This window comes from Peribacillus suis (assembly GCF_059384845.1).
The window spans coordinates 2,091,104-2,110,048 of sequence record NZ_CM182019.1 but is presented as its reverse complement, the minus strand read 5'-3'; the positions used below and the strand labels follow the sequence as shown (position 1 = coordinate 2,110,048).

The following is an 18,945-nucleotide window of genomic DNA, read 5'->3' as shown; positions in this document are numbered from 1 at the left end:
GGAGCTGCAATGGAAAATGTGTTAGGAATCATCAATTTAATTAATGAAAAACAACATTTAAAAGAATTGACTGCTCACCGTAATGTGGCATCTGTGCCATTTGGCGGACGATACCGTCTAATCGACTTCACAATGTCGAACTTTATTCATGCGGATGTTTCAAAGGTCGCTGTCTTTCCAAAGGAAAAATACCTCTCTGTTATGGACCACTTAGGATCAGGGAAAGAATGGAACTTAGACCGGCGTTCAGGTGGATTATTCATTTTGCCACCTATACATCCTGATGAAACGGTCACTGGAGACATGAAACAATTTTATGACCATCTCAGCTTTTTTGAGCGGGCAGATGCCGACACCGTCATCATATCTCCTGGATGCCATGTTTGTAAATTGGACTTTAACGAAGTGCTTTCTTACCATAAAAAAGAGAAAGCGGATATCACTGTCGTCTATAAAGATTATGTGGGAGAGTCCATTGAAAAACCCATCTACCACAAATGTTCAGTGAATTCGGATGGCGCCATCACCGACATTAGCTTTTTTACCATACCTCAACCGGGAGACCATGTTTGTCTAGAAACCTTCATTATCAGTAAAAGCCTTTTGGTCAATTTGATTAAGAGCTGTGTTGCCAATGGGGAATACGATTTCTTGAAAGATGCGGTTAAAGCCAATCTTCATCGTTTTACGGTTAAAGGCTATCATTTCACTGGAGAAATGCCGTTCATACATTCTATTGAAAGTTTTCATTCGAGTAATATGGATTTCTTGAATCCTGCCGTCATTCGGACTTTCTTTGGGGATACATGGGATGTCTATACCAAAATTAAAAACGAGGCTCCGGCTAAATACACACAATCCTCCAAGGTTACTAATTCATTGATTGCCAATGGGTGTAATATTGAAGGTACAGTTGAAAACAGTATTCTATTCAGAGGAGTCAAGGTGAAAAAAGGGGCAGTCGTAAAGAACAGCATCATCATGCAAAAAGGTGAGATAGAAGAAGGGGCAGTCGTAGAAAATATTATAACGGATAAAGAAGTTAGAATTACACGGGATAAAGAAGTAATTGGCCTACAACAACCAACTGTAATAAAGAAAGCAGAAGTTATTTAATGGAGGTACAGCTATGAATGTTCTATTTGCCGCTTCAGAATGCGCTCCTTTCATAAAAACCGGAGGACTTGGAGACGTGATAGGCGCACTTCCAAAAGCACTTAAAAAACAGGGGGTCAATGTAAGTGTAATTCTTCCAAAGTTTAAAGACCTTCCTTTTCATATCAAACAGGAAATGACGCACGTGACCAGTATCGAGGTCCCTGTAGGCTGGCGCCAACAATTTTGTGGAATTGAAAAGTTGGTTGCCAATGGGATTACATATTATTTTCTTGATAATGAATATTATTTTAAAAGACACGGAAGTTATGGATATTTTGATGACGGTGAAAGGTTTGCATTTTTTTCCCGTGCCATATTAGAATCCATACCTTTTTTAGACGATCACCCAGAAATCATCCACTGTCATGATTGGCAAACAGGTCTTGTGAGTGTCTTGTTGAAAGCACATTATCAAAAACATCCATTATATGAAAATATTAAAACGGTATTCACCATACATAATTTACTCTATCAAGGTGTCTACCCTAAAACTGTCCTAGCGGAATTGTTGGATTTAAGTGAATTGTATTTCAATATGGATGGTCTTGAATTTCACGGTAATGTGAGTTATCTTAAAGCGGGTCTGGCCTTCTCTAACTATATTACAACCGTAAGTCCAAGTTATGCAGAAGAGATACAGACTCCATATTATGGAGAGCAACTGGATGGCTATCTGCGTAAACGGAACGGGGATCTTAAAGGCATCATAAATGGGATCGATAATGAATCCTATAATCCTGCTTCAGATGAATATCTACCCGTGCCTTTTTCCACATATGAAGGGAAAATGAAAAACAAGCGCGAATTACAGGAAATATTGAATTTGCCAGTCAATGATGAGGTTCCAGTTATATCAATGGTGACACGATTGGTTGACCAAAAAGGGATAGACCTTATCCTGCATGTCTTCCATGAAATGATGGGTCAAGGCATTCAATTCATATTACTAGGAACGGGCGAGGAAAAATATGAATGGGCTTTCCGTAATTTGGCTGAGCAATATCCTAATCAAGTATCAACCAACACATATTTTGATGAAGGAATGGCCAGGAGGATTTATGCGGGCTCTGATATTTTCTTGATGCCGTCACAATTCGAACCATGTGGAATCGGTCAGCTCATAGCAATGCGCTATGGTGCTTTACCGCTGGTGAGAGAGACTGGTGGCCTTCGTGATACGGTCATCCCTTACAATCAATTTACAGGCGAAGGTAATGGTTTTAGTTTTACGAACTATAATGCTCATGATATGCTTCATACTATTGAACAAGCGGTAGGAATGTATAAATTCCAACCAAAAAGATGGAAGCAGTTGACTGAAAATGCCATGAATGAAGATTTCAGTTGGGATTCCTCATCTTCCGAATATATAGATTTATATGAAAACTTATTAACAATCAAAAAATAAGACAGTATAAAACACTTACGATTAATTTTCGTAAGTGTTTTTGTTTCTTTTATCATACTTCATGGGTATGTATAGATATAAATTATTTATAGGAGAATGAAAAATGAAAAGTAGAAGAAGAATGGAAATTGTGTTTTTATTTATTTTAATCGCATCTGTTTATATGGTTTTATTTAGCTCTGCTAGCTTCAATGTGAAGCTATTTTTTATGGGATTATATATCTTGGTTATGCTTATTACGATGATCTCACTTATGCTAGAAAATAGATTTGCCCATGATACACTTTTATGGATGTATGTTCTTTTTTGTTTTCCTGTTTTCGGATTTATTTTCTATTTGTTTTCAGGTCAACTTTATCTAAAAGGATATTTATTTCAATCTAAAAGAAGAAAAGATAGAGAAGAATGGAAGAACCTTGTCAATGACATATCAGCTCCTGATTTATCGTTTCTGAATAATCATCAGCAATCTTTTGCGGATTTTGCAAAGAATGCTTCAGAAACAACCATCAGTACATCTTCAGAAACGAAAGTATTGAAAAATGGGAATGAAACATTTACAGAAATCATTCAACAGTTAAAAAAGGCGGAAAAGTTTATACATATAGAATATTATATTTTTCGTTCTGACAGGCTTGGTAAGGAAATCATCGATATCCTCATTGAAAAAGCAAAGGAAGGGGTAGAGGTATTATTTATCTTTGATGCAGCAGGAAGCTTAAGTCTAGCAAATAAAGAAATCAATAGAATGAAAGAGGCAGGTGTGAAGATATTTCCATTTTCGCCGTTAAAGCACGGATTTTTTAATCAAAAATTCAATTTTAGAAATCACCGGAAAATAATTATCATAGATGGAGAGATTGGTTTTGTTGGCGGACTGAATGTAGGGGAAGAATATCTTGGAAAAAATAAAAACATTGGATTTTGGCGTGATACACATATGGTTCTTAAAGGGGAAGCTGTTTATATGCTTCATACCGTATTCCTAATGGATTGGGAATATGTAAGTGGAGAAGATGTCTTAGAAGAACGACCAAAAATGAATAAATTTGAAAAGGGAGATGGAGCTGTCCAAGTTGTTGCGAGTGGACCCGATACCCAGCAGGGAATCATGAGCGATTATTATTTTTCCCTCATAACGACTGCAACCAAATCAGTTTGGATAGCAAGTCCATACTTTGTCCCCAATCAAGCAATTAAAGCTGCGATGAAGAATGCTGCTTTAAAAGGGATACAAGTTCGTCTTATGGTTCCTGCTGTAAATGACGGGTTCTTAACCCAGTATGGGAGCCGCTCCTATTTTGGTGAGCTTCTACAATTTGGCGTAGAAATATACTCCTATAAAAAAGGTTTCCTACACCAAAAAATAATCATTGTGGATGGAGACATGGCTTCGATAGGTACGGCAAATATGGACATGCGAAGCTTTCATTTAAACTTTGAGGTAAATGTCTTCTTGATGGGCAATAGTTCTATTGCTGATTTAGCCACTCATTTTCAAGAAGATATAAAAGATTGTGAAAGGATTGATCCATTAACCTATAAAAATAGGACACTATTGGAACGTTCAAAAGAATCATTTGCCCGACTATTTTCCAATATTCTATGATGGGCATGCATTAAGAAATCATAGTATAGTAGGATTGGAAGTCAAAACAGATAGATATAAGGAGAATAGAATAAAAAATGAAATTGGTATCTTGGAACGTAAATGGCATAAGAGCGTGTGTGAAAAAGGGATTTTTAGATTACTTTAAAGATGTGGATGCCGATATTTTTTGTCTGCAGGAAACAAAGCTTCAAGAAGGGCAAATCACACTTGATTTAGAAGGCTATTATCAATATTGGAATTATGCTTTGAAAAAAGGGTATTCAGGAACAGCGATATTCACGAAGGAAAAACCTATTTCGGTTAAATATGGAGTTGGTGACCGAGATGAAGAGCCTGAAGGAAGAATAATAACTCTTGAATTTGAAAAATTTTATATGGTAAACGTGTATACGCCTAATGCCAAACGAGATTTAACGAGACTGGACTATCGTTTGGAATGGGAAGATGAAATGATCGAATATCTAAAAGCCTTGGATATGAATAAACCAGTCATTTATTGTGGGGACCTTAATGTAGCATACTCCGAGATAGACTTAAGAAACCCCAAAACGAATGTTGGAAACTCCGGCTTCACCCTGGAGGAAAGAGGTAAAATGACTAACTTGTTAGAATCGGGTTTCATTGATACTTTTCGTCATTTTTATCCAAACAAAGAAGGTTCATACTCTTGGTGGTCTTATATGAGCAAGGTAAGAGAAAGAAATATTGGCTGGCGGATTGATTATTTTATTGTTTCGGAGCGGTTGGCTGTAGATTTAAAAGATGCTAGCATTCATTCAAATATAATGGGTAGCGATCATTGTCCAATTGTCTTGGAAACGGCCTTTTAAGTAGGATAAATCTGATGGTATGGGAATATACTATCCGTTATCCAGCTTAACGGGGGGTGACGTGATGAGAACGTTTATTGCAAGCTTCCATCAAGAAAATCATATAGATAGCATGCAAGTACAAAAGCTTACAGCCAGTGAATTTATTGAAGCAGGGGCAAGTGGTTTCCGAAGGTTATTCGAACTTGAAAAAAATGTAGGTAGTTTTGTCTTTTTTGACCAAAAATGGAGACGGACTCCTTTCCCATCTCATCCTTCTATATCCTGAAGAAAACAATGATCCTAGTGATTGTTATTCATTTTCAAGAAATGATTGTTATGAATTCATGGTTCTTTATTTGCAAGGGATGGAGGAAGAAGAGCAAGAGTATGGTCCAATTCATCACATGGAACATTTGATGTTTCATAATGTAGAAGAAGGTAAAAATATTAAAACCATGAATGGATGAGGTAGAGCCATGCAAGGGACGTGTGAATTATGTTCTCGAAGTGAGGTAGAACTGACTGTGCACCATTTAACGCCCAGGGAGGAAGGAGGCAGTCAGTTACCAACCGCTTTTCTTTGTAAATCGTGCCACAAGCAAATTCATGCCTTATATTCAAACCGGGAGTTAGCCATAAGATTATATACCGTTATATTGTTAAAAGATGATGAAGCTTTGAAAAAATATATAAAATGGATCAAGAAGCAACCTGCTAGCAAATCTGTAAAAACAAGAAAGTCCAAAATTAAATAATACGAAGGCCCATCTTGAATTAGATGGGCCTTCGTATTATTTATCTATTCATGCTTCCCCTATTCTTTAAACGATCCAGTAAAAATCCACCTTTAAAATACCTCGGTTCATAAGAAATGATGAAAGCTTTAGGTTCGAATTTTTCAATTGTAGCAATTAATTCTTGTTCTCGGTTACGTTTTGTTAATATTTCCATCCGATAACGGTTACTATCCCTTCCTTCGCCTGTATAGAGAGTAACACCAAAGCCGTTGTTCCTTAATGTGTCCATCAATTGGGTGTTTTTCGTCTGTGTATTAACGGTAACATTGATAAAACCAATAGCAAGTTTTTGCTCAATTTTCGTCCCGAATATGATACCTATTCCAAAACCAACTGCATATACAACCATGGCCAATATGCTTTGGTCTCCACCAAATACGAGGGATAGTCCAAATACATAAACTAACATCTCGGCTATGCCTAAAATAGAGGCCAAAGAGGTTAAGTTTTTGACTAAGAATATGGTACGTAATGTATAGATGGGAACATAAATAAGTTGCAATAATAAGATTAATAATATTTCCTTCAATTGGGCACCTCTCCATTATAATTAAGTCCATTAACTATTCTATATGAAACATCTTCCATAATCTAAACATATGGCACACAATAAAGCTATGGAAATATTATGCATGAACATGGGCATGCACATCCTATCGCTTTTTTAGTTAGTAGTTCTAGGTACTAAATCAATCTTAAATTTGGTATTATTGTTCTAACTATTTATCACATGTGAAGAAGAGGGTGTCTTCTGCTTTCACTTGTTGGTCCAATTCATGTTAAATTGCCTAGTATTAAGGATTTTCATGTTCACCTGCAAAAGCATGCAAAGGAAATTTAAAACTGTGAAAAGTTCACCACTCTAAAACGAAAGGGTTGAAGGTTATTACAACGATTTGTATAGTACGCCATGGAGAAACAGATTGGAATGCAGAAGGACGGTTACAGGGGCAAACAGACATACCACTTAATGAAAATGGAAAGAGGCAGGCCAGGAAGTGTGGAGAGTTTTTATTCAAAGACGAGTGGGATGTAATTTTTACTAGTCCTCTAAAAAGAGCAAGGGATACAGCCAATATTATAGGTGAAATGATCGATTCCCCAATTATTATTAAAGAGGAATTCATTGAAAAGAATTTTGGGGACGCTGAAGGAATGACAGCTGATGAGAGGGAATCCACATTTTTTAATAAAGAATACCCTAATCAGGAAGACCAGGAAAGTTTACGAGAACGCCTTATGAAAGGCCTACAGGATATTGAAGCAGAATATCCTGATAAGAAAGTAATTTTAGTTGCACATGGGGCGGTCATTCATATGATTTTACGTATGATGTCGAATGAAAAGATTGTATCAACTGAAACCAGATTATCAAATGCTTGCCTGAGTACAATCAAGTTTGAACTGAATTCATGGGTTATAGCCGATTATAATCAAGTGAATCACTTGTCCTAATCCTTTCTAATTTAACAGTTCGGTTGCTATTGAGCAGCCTATACGAGAAAGAAGGAAATCATGACTAAAAAAACTGCGTTAGTTTTAGGTGCAACTGGGGTTGTAGGCACCCAACTATTGAAAAGGTTATGTACTAGTAAGGATTATCAAACCATACATCTATTTACGAGAAGAGAACTAGAATATAAAGATTCCGTCTGTAAAGTGCATATTGTCGATTTTGATAATATGAAAGAATTTGCAGATTTGTTTCATGTCAATGATGTGTTCATATGTTTAGGCACTACGATTAAAAAAGCGAAATCTAAAGAAGCTTTTCGGAAAGTTGATTATGATTACGTTGTAGAGGCGGGAAAATTGGCAAAAGCGGCAAATGTAGAGAATGTGTTAGTTATAAGTGCTATCGGTGCTGACTCTAAATCAAGTTTCTTTTACAGTCGAGTAAAGGGAGATATGGAAGAAATACTAAAACAATTAAAATTGAATTCTTTACATATTTTCAGACCTTCGTTACTAATCGGAGAACGAAAAGAACTCCGTATCGGTGAAAAGATATCCGGTAAACTGAGTTCGATTTTTAAATTTTTGTTAGTGGGACCTCTTCGCCCATATCGCGCCATACATGTAGAAACGGTGGCTACTGCCATGAGTATTGCGGCAAAATCCGTTAATTCAGGAAACCATGTGTACCAGTCCAATGAAATTGAGGAACTTGCTAATGAGAGAGAACTATATTAGCAGTTTGATTGATAAGATAAAAAAACGAAAGCGGGCCAATTATATGAGGCTCGTTTTTATTTTTATGAATTTTGATATACAAGTTCCTTATTTTTCAATATAATAGGTATAAAGTCTTAGATGAATAGGTGATATTTTGTTTTGTTCAACATGTGGTAAGAAACTATCAAGCGATGGTCGCTATTGTCCTAGTTGTGGAAATAAGAAAAAGAAATCTAAATTAATACCATTCTTAGTTATATTAAGTATTTTAAGCACATTAACTTTTGTGTTTACCATCAAATATTATTGGGGTGAAGTGGACAATAAAAAAACAGCCACTATACCTACTGTAGTAGAAACCAAAAAAGATAAAAATGAAACGGGGAAAAAGAAAGAAGTAACAAGGGTGGTTGCATCAAAGCCAGTTGAGAAGATGAAAGAAGGTACAAAACAAAGTGTCACGCAGATCATCGAGGAATCTCAGAAAAAAGTGTATACCATTTTTGCCGGGGACAGCCAAGGTTCTGGATTTTTAATTAATGACAAAGGTGATGTCTTGACAAATGCACATGTTGTGGAAGGGTATCTTGAAGCAAGTATTAAAGATAAAGGTGGCACAGAGTATAATGGAAAGGTTATCGGTTATTCCACCGATACAGATGTAGCCATTATTAGAGTTCCCAAATTAGCCGGGATAAAGCCAATTGATGTTGAAAAAACAGGAGTGGCCAAGATTGGTCAGGAAGTAGTCGCACTTGGCAGTCCATTGGGCCTTGAGAATACAGCAACGCTTGGGACCATAACTGGAGTGGATCGCAGTTTCTTTATTGGAGAGCGTTCATATGATAATATTTATCAAATGTCAGCTCATATTGCTCCAGGTAGTAGCGGTGGACCTCTTGTTTCCATGGAAACAGGAAAGGCTGTGGCCATTAATTCAGCAAGGTTAATAACGGATGAATCCGTAGGGTTCAGCATACCAATAAAGGATATATTCCTGTTAATCGAAGGCTGGATCGCTCAACCACTCTCAGAACAGGAAATTAGCGATTTGTTTTACAATGAATCCGGCAGTTATTATTACGAAGACGAATCAGATGGTGAGTGGTATTTCGAGGGGGGCGATTATAATGATGAAGAAGACAGTTATTATGATATCCCAGATGAATGGTCAGAATCAGAGGAAGACTTTGAAGACTATGAAGAGGAAATTATAGACGAAGATGATAGTGAAGATATGGATGAAGATTATTATTCGGACTATGAAGACGAAGACTTGGCTGAGGATGGCGAAGATTATTCTGACGAAGATGGTTATGAAGACGAAGATGAAGAATATGACTATGAAGATGAAGACTACGAGAATTATGAGGATAACGAAGGTAATGAAGATGATGGTGACTATTAAATGACGGGCTTTGAAACTTATAACTGTAAAGAATCCATTCCGATTAAACAGGGATGGATTCTTTACTGAAAACACTATTTTCCTGAAAAAAATTAATAAAACACCTTTTTTATAGAATATTAAAATATCTTAAATATTTATTCCAATAATAACCTCGCTAGAATATATCAATTTAAAATCTAAATAGTGGTTAAGCTATGAACAACAATCGAAAATACATTTAATTCCAATTACCTATTTTAGTTTAATTTAGAAGTTATATATAGGTAAACTCCTCTACGATAATTAAAAGTTTCTATTCTCAAATAATGGGTAACTATAAATATGGTTGGTAAAAAAATTAAGGGGAATCGTTCATGAAAATTACACCTGAGCAAAGAATTGAACTTCATGGCTTTAACAATCTTACTAAATCATTAAGTTTTAATATGTATGATATTTGTTATACGAAAACGAAAGAGGAACGTGAAGCATACTTAGAATATATTGATGAACAATACAATGCGGAAAGACTCTCTAGCATATTGAAGAATGTATCGGATTTAATTGGAGCTCATGTTTTGAATACAGCCAAACAGGATTACATACCACAGGGAGCAAGCGTGACGATGCTTATTTCTGAGGGGCCCGTGGTAGAAGTACCCACCGATACCTATAAGGAAACGCCTGGACCTTTGCCGAACAATGTTGTCATGCAATTGGATAAGAGCCACATTACGGTTCATACATATCCTGAGTTTCATCCAAATGAGGGAATCAGCACATTCAGAGCTGATATTGACGTATCTACGTGTGGAGAAATTTCTCCATTAAAAGCACTTAATTACCTAATACATTCTTTTGACACCGATATCATCACGATCGATTACCGAGTTCGAGGATTTACCAGAGATACAAATGGTCGAAAATTGTTCATTGATCATGATATTAATTCCATCCAAAATTATATCCCTGATGAAGTAAAGGGATTATACGATATGATCGATGTGAATGTGTACCAAGAAAATATCTTTCATACTAAATGTAAACTGAAAAGATTCGAACTAAACAATTATCTATTTGGTTATTCAGAAGAAAAACTGAAACCAGCTGAACGTGATGAAATTATCGAAAGGCTTCAAACGGAAATGGATGAAATTTTTTACGGGCAAATGTTCCAGTACCCAAGTAAGACTAGCACCTTGGGTAAGAATAACTTGTTCGCGCTCTAAATTAAGAAAATGAAGCCAAAACGGCTGCTGGCAAAAGTCAGATTTCAAGGACTTTTGCGGCAGCCGTTTTCTTTTTCGTATATTCAATGGCAAATGCGATGAATGGAGGGATAAAACTGACAAGAGTAATGCCGAGCAATGAGAGGAATAAATGACTGCCTACCCATGTAAGGTTGCCGAGTAGGTATCCCGCGCATACCCAAGTGATCGTCCAGACCATCGCTCCGACCATATTGTGTCCGATGAATCGTTTGAACGAATAGCGTGTGAACCCACTAATGAAAGGTAAGGTTGTGCTAAGTAAAGGAACGAATCGGGAGAACATAATCGCGTATTTTCCATAACTGGTTAAAAATCGATGGGTCTTTTCAATCGATTTATTTGGGATGTACTTAAATACTGAGTATTTCTTTTCTTTCTTCGTGGATTTTCCAATCAGGTTCCCGATAAAATAGTTCTGGGCATCCCCCGCAACAGTCGCAAGGAAGAAAAGGAACAAAAGTGTAGGGAAACTCAAGTGTCCAATCGCAGCAATGGTACCGCTGGCAAACAATGTCGCATCCCCAGGCAGGAAAGTCAGTACAATATAAGCCGTTTTCGCAAAAATGATGATGAATAAAATGACATAAATTTGTTTACCGAAAACAGTGATATATTGAGTCAGATCCGTATCGATTGATTGAGTAACATGTAAAAGGTTATGCAAATTAATGCACCCTCCTTTATGAGAATAAAAAAAAATCCAAAATGCAGTTTGGTAAAAATAAGGCCAGAGACGGAATAAAGATTAAAGCAAAAAGGTACATTTATACCCTTAGTAATATTACATATTATATTATGCCAAGTAAATGGTTTATAACTGGGAATATGGGGGTGAAATGAGTAATAAAATGTAATGGAGGGGGAAAAGTGTTTGTATTGGAGTATAGGACTTCAAGGATGGATCCCACATTGTTGAGAAGAGTGCGGTAAGACTGCTATTCTGTAATTGTTAGCAAAATCTCAGGTGTGAAGATAACCAAATTAAATATAAATTGTTCAAGTTCAAGAGGAATTCATAAGATGGTCTTTTTCTTTATTCAATGAAAGTAAAGAGATTTGTAAAAAAAATTAATGTTTGAATTCTTATTATCTCCAGGTGAATTCATCTCTGTAAGACTACATATTAAATAATTTTATACCCAAATATATACATGATAAATAAAGTAAATGTCGAAATAGAAGGAAAAATTTAATTATTGCACAAATCAATTTACAAGTTATTGACATTTAATAGAGGGAGATGTTACTTTGTACATATAGAAGTTCTTTATAAAGAACGAAAAAAGGAATCTTACAACTTTTTTTATGATAGGTAGTTAATAAAGGACTTTAATAAGCTTTTTTAATCATCGCTGGGAGGAAGAGAACATGAGTGCAATCGCGGGACTCTATCATTTAAATCAAGAACCAATCGATCTCCAGCATGGAGAGCTATTAATGAATTCATTTCGTAAGTTCCCGGCCGAGAGCATTCAAGTTTGGAATGATGAAAAAATCTTCCTTGGCTGCCATAATCAATGGATTACTCCTGAATCGGTGAATGAAACTCTGCCATTCTATGATTATGCTAGACAACTTGCGATAACAGCTGATGCGATCATTGATAATCGAGATGAATTGTTCAATCGCTTACAGGTAGAGAAATCGGATCGACCATATATGACCGATAGCCAGTTAATCCTGCTAGCCTACCATAAATGGGGAGATGTAACACCAAAGTATTTAGTAGGTGATTTCGCTTTTATGATTTGGGATCAAAAACAACGCAAGCTTTTCGGAGCAAGGGACTTTTCAGGAAGTCGGACTCTATATTATTTCAAAAATCAAGATAAATTAGCATTTTCAACGACGATAGAACCGCTGCTTGCATTACCTTATGTCGAGAAGAGGTTGAATGAGGAATGGTTGGCTGAGTTCCTGGCTATATCAGGAATGGTTGATGTGGTAGATACATCCATTACAGTATATAAGAACATTGAGCAGCTAGCACCATCACATAGTATCTCTGTAACAAAGAATAATGTAACTTTATCGAGATATTGTCACTTAACTTCCGGGAAGAAACTAAAACTCAAAACTGATGAGGAATATGTAGAAGCGTTTCAAGATGTTTTCCAAGATGCAGTTTCATCACGCCTACGTACACACAAGGAAGTTGGTGCCCAATTAAGTGGAGGTCTGGATTCTGGAGCAGTCGTTGGATTTGCAGCTAAACCAATACGAAAAACAAACAAACAACTTCACACGTTTAGTTATATTCCACATGAAGATTTTAAAGACTTTACTCCTCAAAATATAATGCCAGATGAAAGGCCATATATAAAACGTACAGTTGAGTACATCGGAGATATTAAGGATTCTTATCATGATTTTAAAGAAAGAGATTCTTATTCCGAGATAGACGACATTCTTAACATAATGGAGATGCCTTATAAGTTTTTTGAAAATTCTTTTTGGTTAAAGGGCATGTTTGAAAAGGCTCAACTAGAAGGCGTAGGTATTTTGTTAAATGGAGGGAGAGGAAACTTATCAATTTCTTGGGGGCCCGCTATTCCCTATTTCGCTAGTCTTTTAAAAAGTTTTAAATGGATCCACCTTAATAATGAATTAGAGCTTTATAAAAATTACCACAAGACTGGAAAACGACAAGTAATACCAGATATTCTTAGGGAAGCTCTCCCTATTTTAGATAGATTCAATACTATAGAAACTAGTTATACCATTCCTCCAATTATTGACACTGTTTTTTCTGAAAATAGAAGTGTTTTTAAAAAACTTAAAAAATACGATATAGATGATACGGGATGGTTTTCAAATCTAGATATTTTAAAGCAAAGAAAACGACATTTTAGTGATTTATTCCATTGGAACGCAAGTAATACCTTAGCTACAAAGTTATCTCTACGCTACTCGCTTTGGAAAAGAGATCCAACGAATGATTTAAGAGTAATCCGTTTTTGTCTGTCCTTACCTGAACATCAATATGTTCAAAATGGATTAGACCGAGCGCTTATTCGAAGATCCACTAAAGATTGCTTACCGGAATCGGTGAGGTTAAACCATTCCGTTCATGGGGTACAGGGAGCAGATTGGGTTCATAGGATAAAGCCTTATTGGAATGAGATTATAGAGGAAATCAGTGAACTTCTTGAAGATGATAGAGTGTCAAACTTTTTGAACAGGAAACTGATAAAAGAAGCTCTTGAAAAAATTGGAGAAGATCCACAATCTGAACATGCGACAGATCCCACTTATAAAATTTTAATGAGAAGTTTAATAGTTTATCGATTTATTAAACTTTTTGAAAGGAGGTGATAATATGAAAAAAGATTGGCAAAAGCCTGTATTAGAAGTTCTAAATATCAATATGACAATGGCTTCCATTACCAATGGTCCATATACCGACGAAGCTTATGTACCCGGTCAATGGAGCGAAAAACCACGTTTTACTAGTTGAAAATGTATAAAAATGAACACAAGGATAGTTAATATATAGGGTTTATGTTATTAAGCCCTTGTACATTAACAATGTATAAGGGCTATTAACTTAACAGAGTATTATAAATGAGGTGGTATCATGGTGAAAACCGCAAATAAGTGTATTTACAAAGTTTTTGGGTTAAATATGATGAGTGATCTCATTTTCCCAGAATTGAAAATATTAAATAATTTGAAACAAGACATTGATATCACTGTTCAAATTAATTATATGCTCCTTGAAGACAATGAACTAAAAAATAATCCATATAGACACTTTGTTAAAGAAGGTCAAGTTCAATTTCACATTCCGGAAGTAGCCTCTTTTACAGTTGAAGCAGGAAAACAAATTACTGTATCCCCGATAAATGGTGCAGATGAAGGCTTGTTACGTCTATATATTCTAGGTACCTGTATGGGAGTAATTCTAATGCAGAGAAGGGTAATACCTTTACATGGAAGTGCTATAGAGATTAACGGAAAAGCTTATGCTTTCGTTGCTGAATCAGGGGTAGGAAAGTCAACTTTGGCTGCCGCCTTCATAAGCCGTGGGTATAAGTTAGTTAGTGATGACGTAATAGCCGTTTCATTTTCAGATGTTAACCTTCCTCCACTTGTCACACCATCTTACCCGCAGCAAAAATTATGGCAAGAAAGTCTTGCTGAATTTGGAATGACATCAAATGAATATACCTCTATTTTTGGTCGAGAAACCAAATACAGTGTGCCAGTAACCTCTCAATTTTATAATAAAGTCCTCCCACTTGGTGGTATATTTGAATTGATAAAGGAAAAGACGGAATCACCGAAGGTTCAAGAATTAAATAAACTGGAAAGTTTGCAAACACTCTACCAACATACATACCGAAATTTTATTATCCCTCGCTTAGGTCTTATGGATTGGCATTTTAAAACATCTGCTAATATCTTGAATCATATTGAAGTTTTACAATTGCGTCGACCTGAGGAAGGTTGTCCCGCTTTAAAATTAACATCCTTAATTTTAAATACTTTAAATGTGGAGGAATAATACATGATCCAAAATAAGAATATCTCGCTTGAACATTTCGCTTATCAACTTGAAGGCAACATCGTTAGTGATATGGGTAGTGAAAAAGTTATGCTTAGTATTGAAAATGGAAAATATTATAATCTAGGACGAATTGGTGGTGATATTTGGGAAATAATGAATGAGCACGATTCTATTAAAAAGATTATTGATTCATTAATGAAAGAGTATAAAGTAGACTATGCTGAATGTCAGGAACAAGTACTTTCATTTCTTAAAAGTTTACAAAAGGAAGGGCTAATTAAAATAGAAGAAAATGCTTTGTCCTAATGGATAATAGAAAGGAATAAAAAATTGAAAAAACTAAATAATTTCTTGTCATTCAAACGAGAGATGAGACTTCTTTTAGTGGAGGCATATTTATTTTTAGGATGGGCCCGAATTCTTAAAAGCCTTAAGTTTTCAAAAGTTGCCCCGCTATTAGGGAAGCAAATGATTGAAACCTCTTTTACCGATAAATCAAATGAAAAAATATTACACGAAATAACGAGGGCTATAAATATTATGAGCCGTCATACTATATGGGACAGCTTATGTTTAGTGAAAGCAATGGCAGCTATGAAAATGTTAGAAAGAAGAAATATCGATAGCACTCTCTACTTAGGAACAGCGAAATCTGAAGATGGAAGGTTAATAGCTCATGCTTGGTTGCGGAGCGGTCCGTTCTATATAACGGGATTCGAGGAAATGGAACAGTACACAATTATTAGTAAGTTTTCAAAAAATATGAGTGAGCAAACTCTTCAAGGAGATAGTAATGGGTAAAAACAACGAACTTGATTTATCAAATATACCTCATGAATTATTACTGATACTTGAAATTATAACGATGAAGAGTAATGAACAATCTAAACATATCATTGAAAAATACCAAGATATAGACTGGAACTTATTTATTGATTTAGCACTTCACCATCGAATATACCCTTTATTATATACAAAATTAAAAAAGAACGAAAAATGTGTGCCGAAAGAGATTCTCGAAACTATTCAGCACTATTATAAACGAAATATCTTTCATATGTTACATCTAGCAGCGGAATTAGAGAAAATCGCTAAATACTTTACCGAGAATGAGATACCAACCCTTTTTTTAAAAGGTCCTATCCTTGGAACCGAGTTATATGGAGACATTTCACTTCGGACATCGAGTGACATAGATTTTCTAGTTCCAATAGTAGATATAGAGAAAGCAGAAGCTCTACTTATTAATAATGGATATGTGAAAGAAGATTATATCCAGACAGTTCTAAATGATTGGACCTGGAGACATCATCATTTTACATTTGTACATCCTGATAAAGAAATTAAAATTGAAATCCATTGGAGATTACATCCTGGGCCTGGAAAAGAACCTAGTTTCACTGAATTATGGGGCCGAAAAAACACTAGTTCAATTACGGGGTACTCTATCAATTTATTAGGAAAAGAAGATTTACTATTGTTCTTAATTACTCATGGAGCACGTCATGGCTGGTCTAGGCTTCGTTGGTTAGTGGATATAGACCGGATTGTACAACATAATATCAATTGGTTTAAAGTAAGCAAATTATTTAAAAAATTTCATTCTTTTAACATAGCTGGACAAGCTTTTATTCTTTCAAATGTATTACTCCACACACCTCTTTCAAAAAACATGCAAAATATAATAGAAGGAAATCGTCCGAAGGAATTAGCTCAGGATTCCATATTTTATATGGAAAGAATGGTTAATCTCCATTCAGAACCATTACCTGAAGTGATAGCCGAGTATCATAAACATCATCTTTACTCCATGATGTCCATCCAGCAGAAATGCTTATATGCCTTAAGCACATTGTACCCCTATCCAAGTGATCTAGAAACCTTCCCTTTGCCTAAAAAATTACACATATTATATTTTCCATTGCGTCCCTTTTTAGCAGTTTGGAGGAAAACAAGGAGAAATACTTTGTATGAGGAGGATAGAAATTGAAAGAAATTTTATACTTTGCCGGACAAATACATTCTTACTCTGGAAAAATTCTTTATATCAATCTAATTGGTATGATCTTGATTAGTACCTTTGAAGGAATAGGGATTTTTCTATTAGTTCCTTTATTGGGATTTATTGGAGTCATGGGGACAGAAACAGATTTTAGATTATCTTGGTTATCAGAATTTTTTCAAGGGTTACCACAATCAGCAAGTTTAATCATTATTTTAGTAACTTTTTTACTATTGATTACTGGGCAAAGCATCTTTCAGCGAAATCAAACAATTTTAAATGCGAAAATCCAACAAAGTTTTACACGATACTTGAGAGAAGAAACATATAGAAATTTATTACAGGCAAACTGGGGATTTCATTTAAAAAAACGAAAATCAGATTTAATTAACATAATGACATCTGAAATATTTCGTGTCAGTGGGGGAATCAATATATTTTTGCAATTTCTTTCCTCTCTTATATTTACATTGATTCAAATTAGTATAGCATTTTGGCTGTCCTTTAAAATGACTAGTTTTATCATTGTATTTGGAGTCATTCTTCTCTTTTTATCCAGAAGTTTTTTAAAAAAATCAGAAATATTAGGAACCGAATCACTTCAAATCACTCGAACCTATTTATCAGGAATTTCAGAACAATTTAATGGAATTAAAGATATCAAAAGTAATACCCTTGAGAAAACTCATTTAATGTGGTTTCTTAAATTGAGTAAGAAGATGGAAAATAATATAGTGAATTTTGTAAAATTGAGTACAACATCAACTATAGTTTATAAGGTAGCATCAGCCATTTTAATCACCATTCTTCTGTTTTTTTCTATTACTTTTTTTAAAACTCAGCCGGCTCAGATGATTCTGATCATGTTAATTTTTTCAAGGTTATGGCCGCGAATTACAGGTATTCAGTCTCAAATGCAACAGTTAGTTTCTATTATTCCTTCGTTTAAAGCATTAATAGAATTAAAGAATGATAGTCTCAAAAACAAAGAGATGGATACTGCTGAATACTCTAATGTTAAGTCCCTTGATATAGACAAAGGGTTAACGTTTAGAAATGTATATTTTCGATATAACCATGCGGTCGATTCATTTACTCTTAAAAAAATAAACCTGCACATACCAACAAATCAAATGACGGCTATAGTAGGGAGATCAGGAGCAGGGAAAAGCACATTAATTGATATGATAATGGGCTTAAACCATCCTGAAAGAGGAGAGGTTCTAATAGATGATACAGTTCTCACATCCGACAATTTACTACCTTTAAGAAAATCAATTAGCTATATTCCTCAGGAACCATTTCTGTTTAATACCTCGATAAAAGAAAACTTGTTGTTAACTAAACCTGAGGCCAGTGAAGCACAGCTTTGGGAGGCATTACAATTTTCCGCATCTGCGGATTTCGTAAAACAACTTCCCCAAGGTATTGATACTTTAATTGGTGATAGAGGAATACGTTTATCAGGCGGAGAACGCCAAAGAATAGTTCTAGCCAGGGCTATCTTACGTAAACCAACGATCCTAATATTAGATGAGGCAACAAGTGCATTGGATACCGAAAATGAAACTAAAATTCAAAAAGCATTAGAAAGCCTAAAAGGAAGTATGACTATTATTGTTATTGCACATCGTTTATCAACCATTTCAAATGCTGACCAAGTTCTTGTTTTGGACCAAGGTGAGATTATTCAAAGAGGTGAATTTCATGAACTAGCTGAAGAAAGTAAAGGCTTATTCAGCCACTTGCTTGGTAATCAATTGGAAGTCATATCTCAATAAGAATAAGAAAAAAACCAAAATTGAGATTT

Annotated in this window: 19 protein-coding genes; 17 read left to right on the top strand and 2 right to left on the bottom strand. The window is 35.3% G+C overall.

The genetic code is table 11. From position 1 onward, the window contains the following. Nucleotides 1-9: 9 nt before the first annotated feature. From glgD to hlpB, 6 genes are all read left to right on the top strand, one after another. A complete protein-coding gene (gene glgD / locus AC503W_RS10245) occupies nucleotides 10-1,116 on the top strand; it encodes a glucose-1-phosphate adenylyltransferase subunit GlgD (protein ID WP_427687127.1) in 1,107 nt (368 codons plus the stop codon). A 13-nt stretch (nucleotides 1,117-1,129) separates the two neighbouring features. Further along, the gene (glgA, locus tag AC503W_RS10240; protein WP_427687128.1) at nucleotides 1,130-2,566 is read left to right on the top strand and encodes a glycogen synthase GlgA; all 1,437 of its coding nucleotides are present in this window, start codon (nucleotides 1,130-1,132) and stop codon (nucleotides 2,564-2,566) included. A gap of 103 nt (nucleotides 2,567-2,669) precedes the next feature. Continuing rightward, on the top strand, nucleotides 2,670-4,175 hold the full coding sequence (cls, locus tag AC503W_RS10235; RefSeq protein ID WP_427687130.1) for a cardiolipin synthase: 1,506 nt from the start codon (nucleotides 2,670-2,672) through the stop codon (nucleotides 4,173-4,175). A 77-nt stretch (nucleotides 4,176-4,252) separates the two neighbouring features. Next, nucleotides 4,253-5,008 (top strand): exodeoxyribonuclease III, encoded by a 756-nt coding sequence (locus tag AC503W_RS10230; protein WP_402873103.1) that lies wholly within the window; start codon nucleotides 4,253-4,255, stop codon nucleotides 5,006-5,008. Nucleotides 5,009-5,072: 64 nt separating this feature from the next. Beyond that, entirely contained in the window at nucleotides 5,073-5,276 is a 204-nt protein-coding gene (locus AC503W_RS10225; RefSeq protein WP_427687132.1) for a hypothetical protein, read from the top strand. Nucleotides 5,277-5,466: 190 nt separating this feature from the next. Continuing rightward, nucleotides 5,467-5,745 (top strand): HNH nuclease-like protein HlpB, encoded by a 279-nt coding sequence (hlpB, locus tag AC503W_RS10220; RefSeq protein WP_427687134.1) that lies wholly within the window; start codon nucleotides 5,467-5,469, stop codon nucleotides 5,743-5,745. A gap of 40 nt (nucleotides 5,746-5,785) precedes the next feature. Here hlpB and AC503W_RS10215 read toward each other — a convergent pair whose 3' ends face one another. After that, nucleotides 5,786-6,316, bottom strand: coding sequence for a DUF2179 domain-containing protein (locus AC503W_RS10215; RefSeq protein ID WP_402958845.1), 531 nt, complete (start codon nucleotides 6,314-6,316; stop codon nucleotides 5,786-5,788). Between the two features lie 347 nt (nucleotides 6,317-6,663). Here AC503W_RS10215 and AC503W_RS10210 point away from each other — a divergent pair, with 347 nt between their 5' ends. The 4 genes from AC503W_RS10210 (at nucleotide 6,664) to speD (ending at nucleotide 10,581) form a co-directional block, all read left to right on the top strand. After that, on the top strand, nucleotides 6,664-7,242 hold the full coding sequence (locus AC503W_RS10210) for a histidine phosphatase family protein (protein ID WP_427687135.1): 579 nt from the start codon (nucleotides 6,664-6,666) through the stop codon (nucleotides 7,240-7,242). Between the two features lie 60 nt (nucleotides 7,243-7,302). After that, nucleotides 7,303-7,980: an oxidoreductase gene (locus AC503W_RS10205; RefSeq protein ID WP_402958851.1), complete on the top strand. Its 678-nt coding sequence runs from the start codon at nucleotides 7,303-7,305 to the stop codon at nucleotides 7,978-7,980. Between the two features lie 298 nt (nucleotides 7,981-8,278). Continuing rightward, nucleotides 8,279-9,370: a S1C family serine protease gene (locus AC503W_RS10200; RefSeq protein ID WP_494917228.1), complete on the top strand. Its 1,092-nt coding sequence runs from the start codon at nucleotides 8,279-8,281 to the stop codon at nucleotides 9,368-9,370. 356 nt (nucleotides 9,371-9,726) lie between these two features. After that, a complete protein-coding gene (gene speD, locus AC503W_RS10195) occupies nucleotides 9,727-10,581 on the top strand; it encodes an adenosylmethionine decarboxylase (RefSeq protein WP_494917226.1) in 855 nt (284 codons plus the stop codon). 37 nt (nucleotides 10,582-10,618) lie between these two features. On the opposite strand, the gene AC503W_RS10190 is transcribed toward speD, so the two are convergent. After that, the gene (locus tag AC503W_RS10190; protein ID WP_494917224.1) at nucleotides 10,619-11,287 is read right to left on the bottom strand and encodes a VTT domain-containing protein; all 669 of its coding nucleotides are present in this window, start codon (nucleotides 11,285-11,287) and stop codon (nucleotides 10,619-10,621) included. A 704-nt stretch (nucleotides 11,288-11,991) separates the two neighbouring features. Here AC503W_RS10190 and AC503W_RS10185 point away from each other — a divergent pair. The 7 genes from AC503W_RS10185 to AC503W_RS10155 all read left to right on the top strand — a co-directional run bounded on the left by AC503W_RS10185 (nucleotide 11,992) and on the right by AC503W_RS10155 (nucleotide 18,916). Next, nucleotides 11,992-13,938, top strand: a complete 1,947-nt coding sequence (locus AC503W_RS10185) for an asparagine synthase-related protein (protein ID WP_494917223.1) — start codon at nucleotides 11,992-11,994, stop codon at nucleotides 13,936-13,938. A gap of 4 nt (nucleotides 13,939-13,942) precedes the next feature. Next, complete coding sequence (locus tag AC503W_RS10180; protein WP_494917221.1) at nucleotides 13,943-14,080, top strand: paeninodin family lasso peptide; 138 nt, start codon at nucleotides 13,943-13,945, stop codon at nucleotides 14,078-14,080. A 120-nt stretch (nucleotides 14,081-14,200) separates the two neighbouring features. Next, nucleotides 14,201-15,130 carry an aldolase gene (locus tag AC503W_RS10175; protein ID WP_494917218.1) on the top strand — a complete coding sequence of 310 codons (930 nt, stop codon included), beginning with the start codon at nucleotides 14,201-14,203 and terminating at the stop codon, nucleotides 15,128-15,130. 3 nt (nucleotides 15,131-15,133) lie between these two features. Beyond that, on the top strand, nucleotides 15,134-15,439 hold the full coding sequence (locus AC503W_RS10170; RefSeq protein WP_494917216.1) for a lasso peptide biosynthesis PqqD family chaperone: 306 nt from the start codon (nucleotides 15,134-15,136) through the stop codon (nucleotides 15,437-15,439). A 63-nt stretch (nucleotides 15,440-15,502) separates the two neighbouring features. After that, nucleotides 15,503-15,934: a lasso peptide biosynthesis B2 protein gene (locus tag AC503W_RS10165; RefSeq protein ID WP_494917330.1), complete on the top strand. Its 432-nt coding sequence runs from the start codon at nucleotides 15,503-15,505 to the stop codon at nucleotides 15,932-15,934. After that, complete coding sequence (locus AC503W_RS10160) at nucleotides 15,927-17,123, top strand: nucleotidyltransferase domain-containing protein (protein WP_494917215.1); 1,197 nt, start codon at nucleotides 15,927-15,929, stop codon at nucleotides 17,121-17,123. Before AC503W_RS10165 ends, AC503W_RS10160 begins: the two co-directional genes overlap by 8 nt. After that, a complete protein-coding gene (locus AC503W_RS10155) occupies nucleotides 17,120-18,916 on the top strand; it encodes an ABC transporter ATP-binding protein (RefSeq protein ID WP_494917213.1) in 1,797 nt (598 codons plus the stop codon). The genes AC503W_RS10160 and AC503W_RS10155 overlap by 4 nt, the downstream gene beginning before the upstream one ends. Nucleotides 18,917-18,945 lie beyond the last annotated feature (29 nt).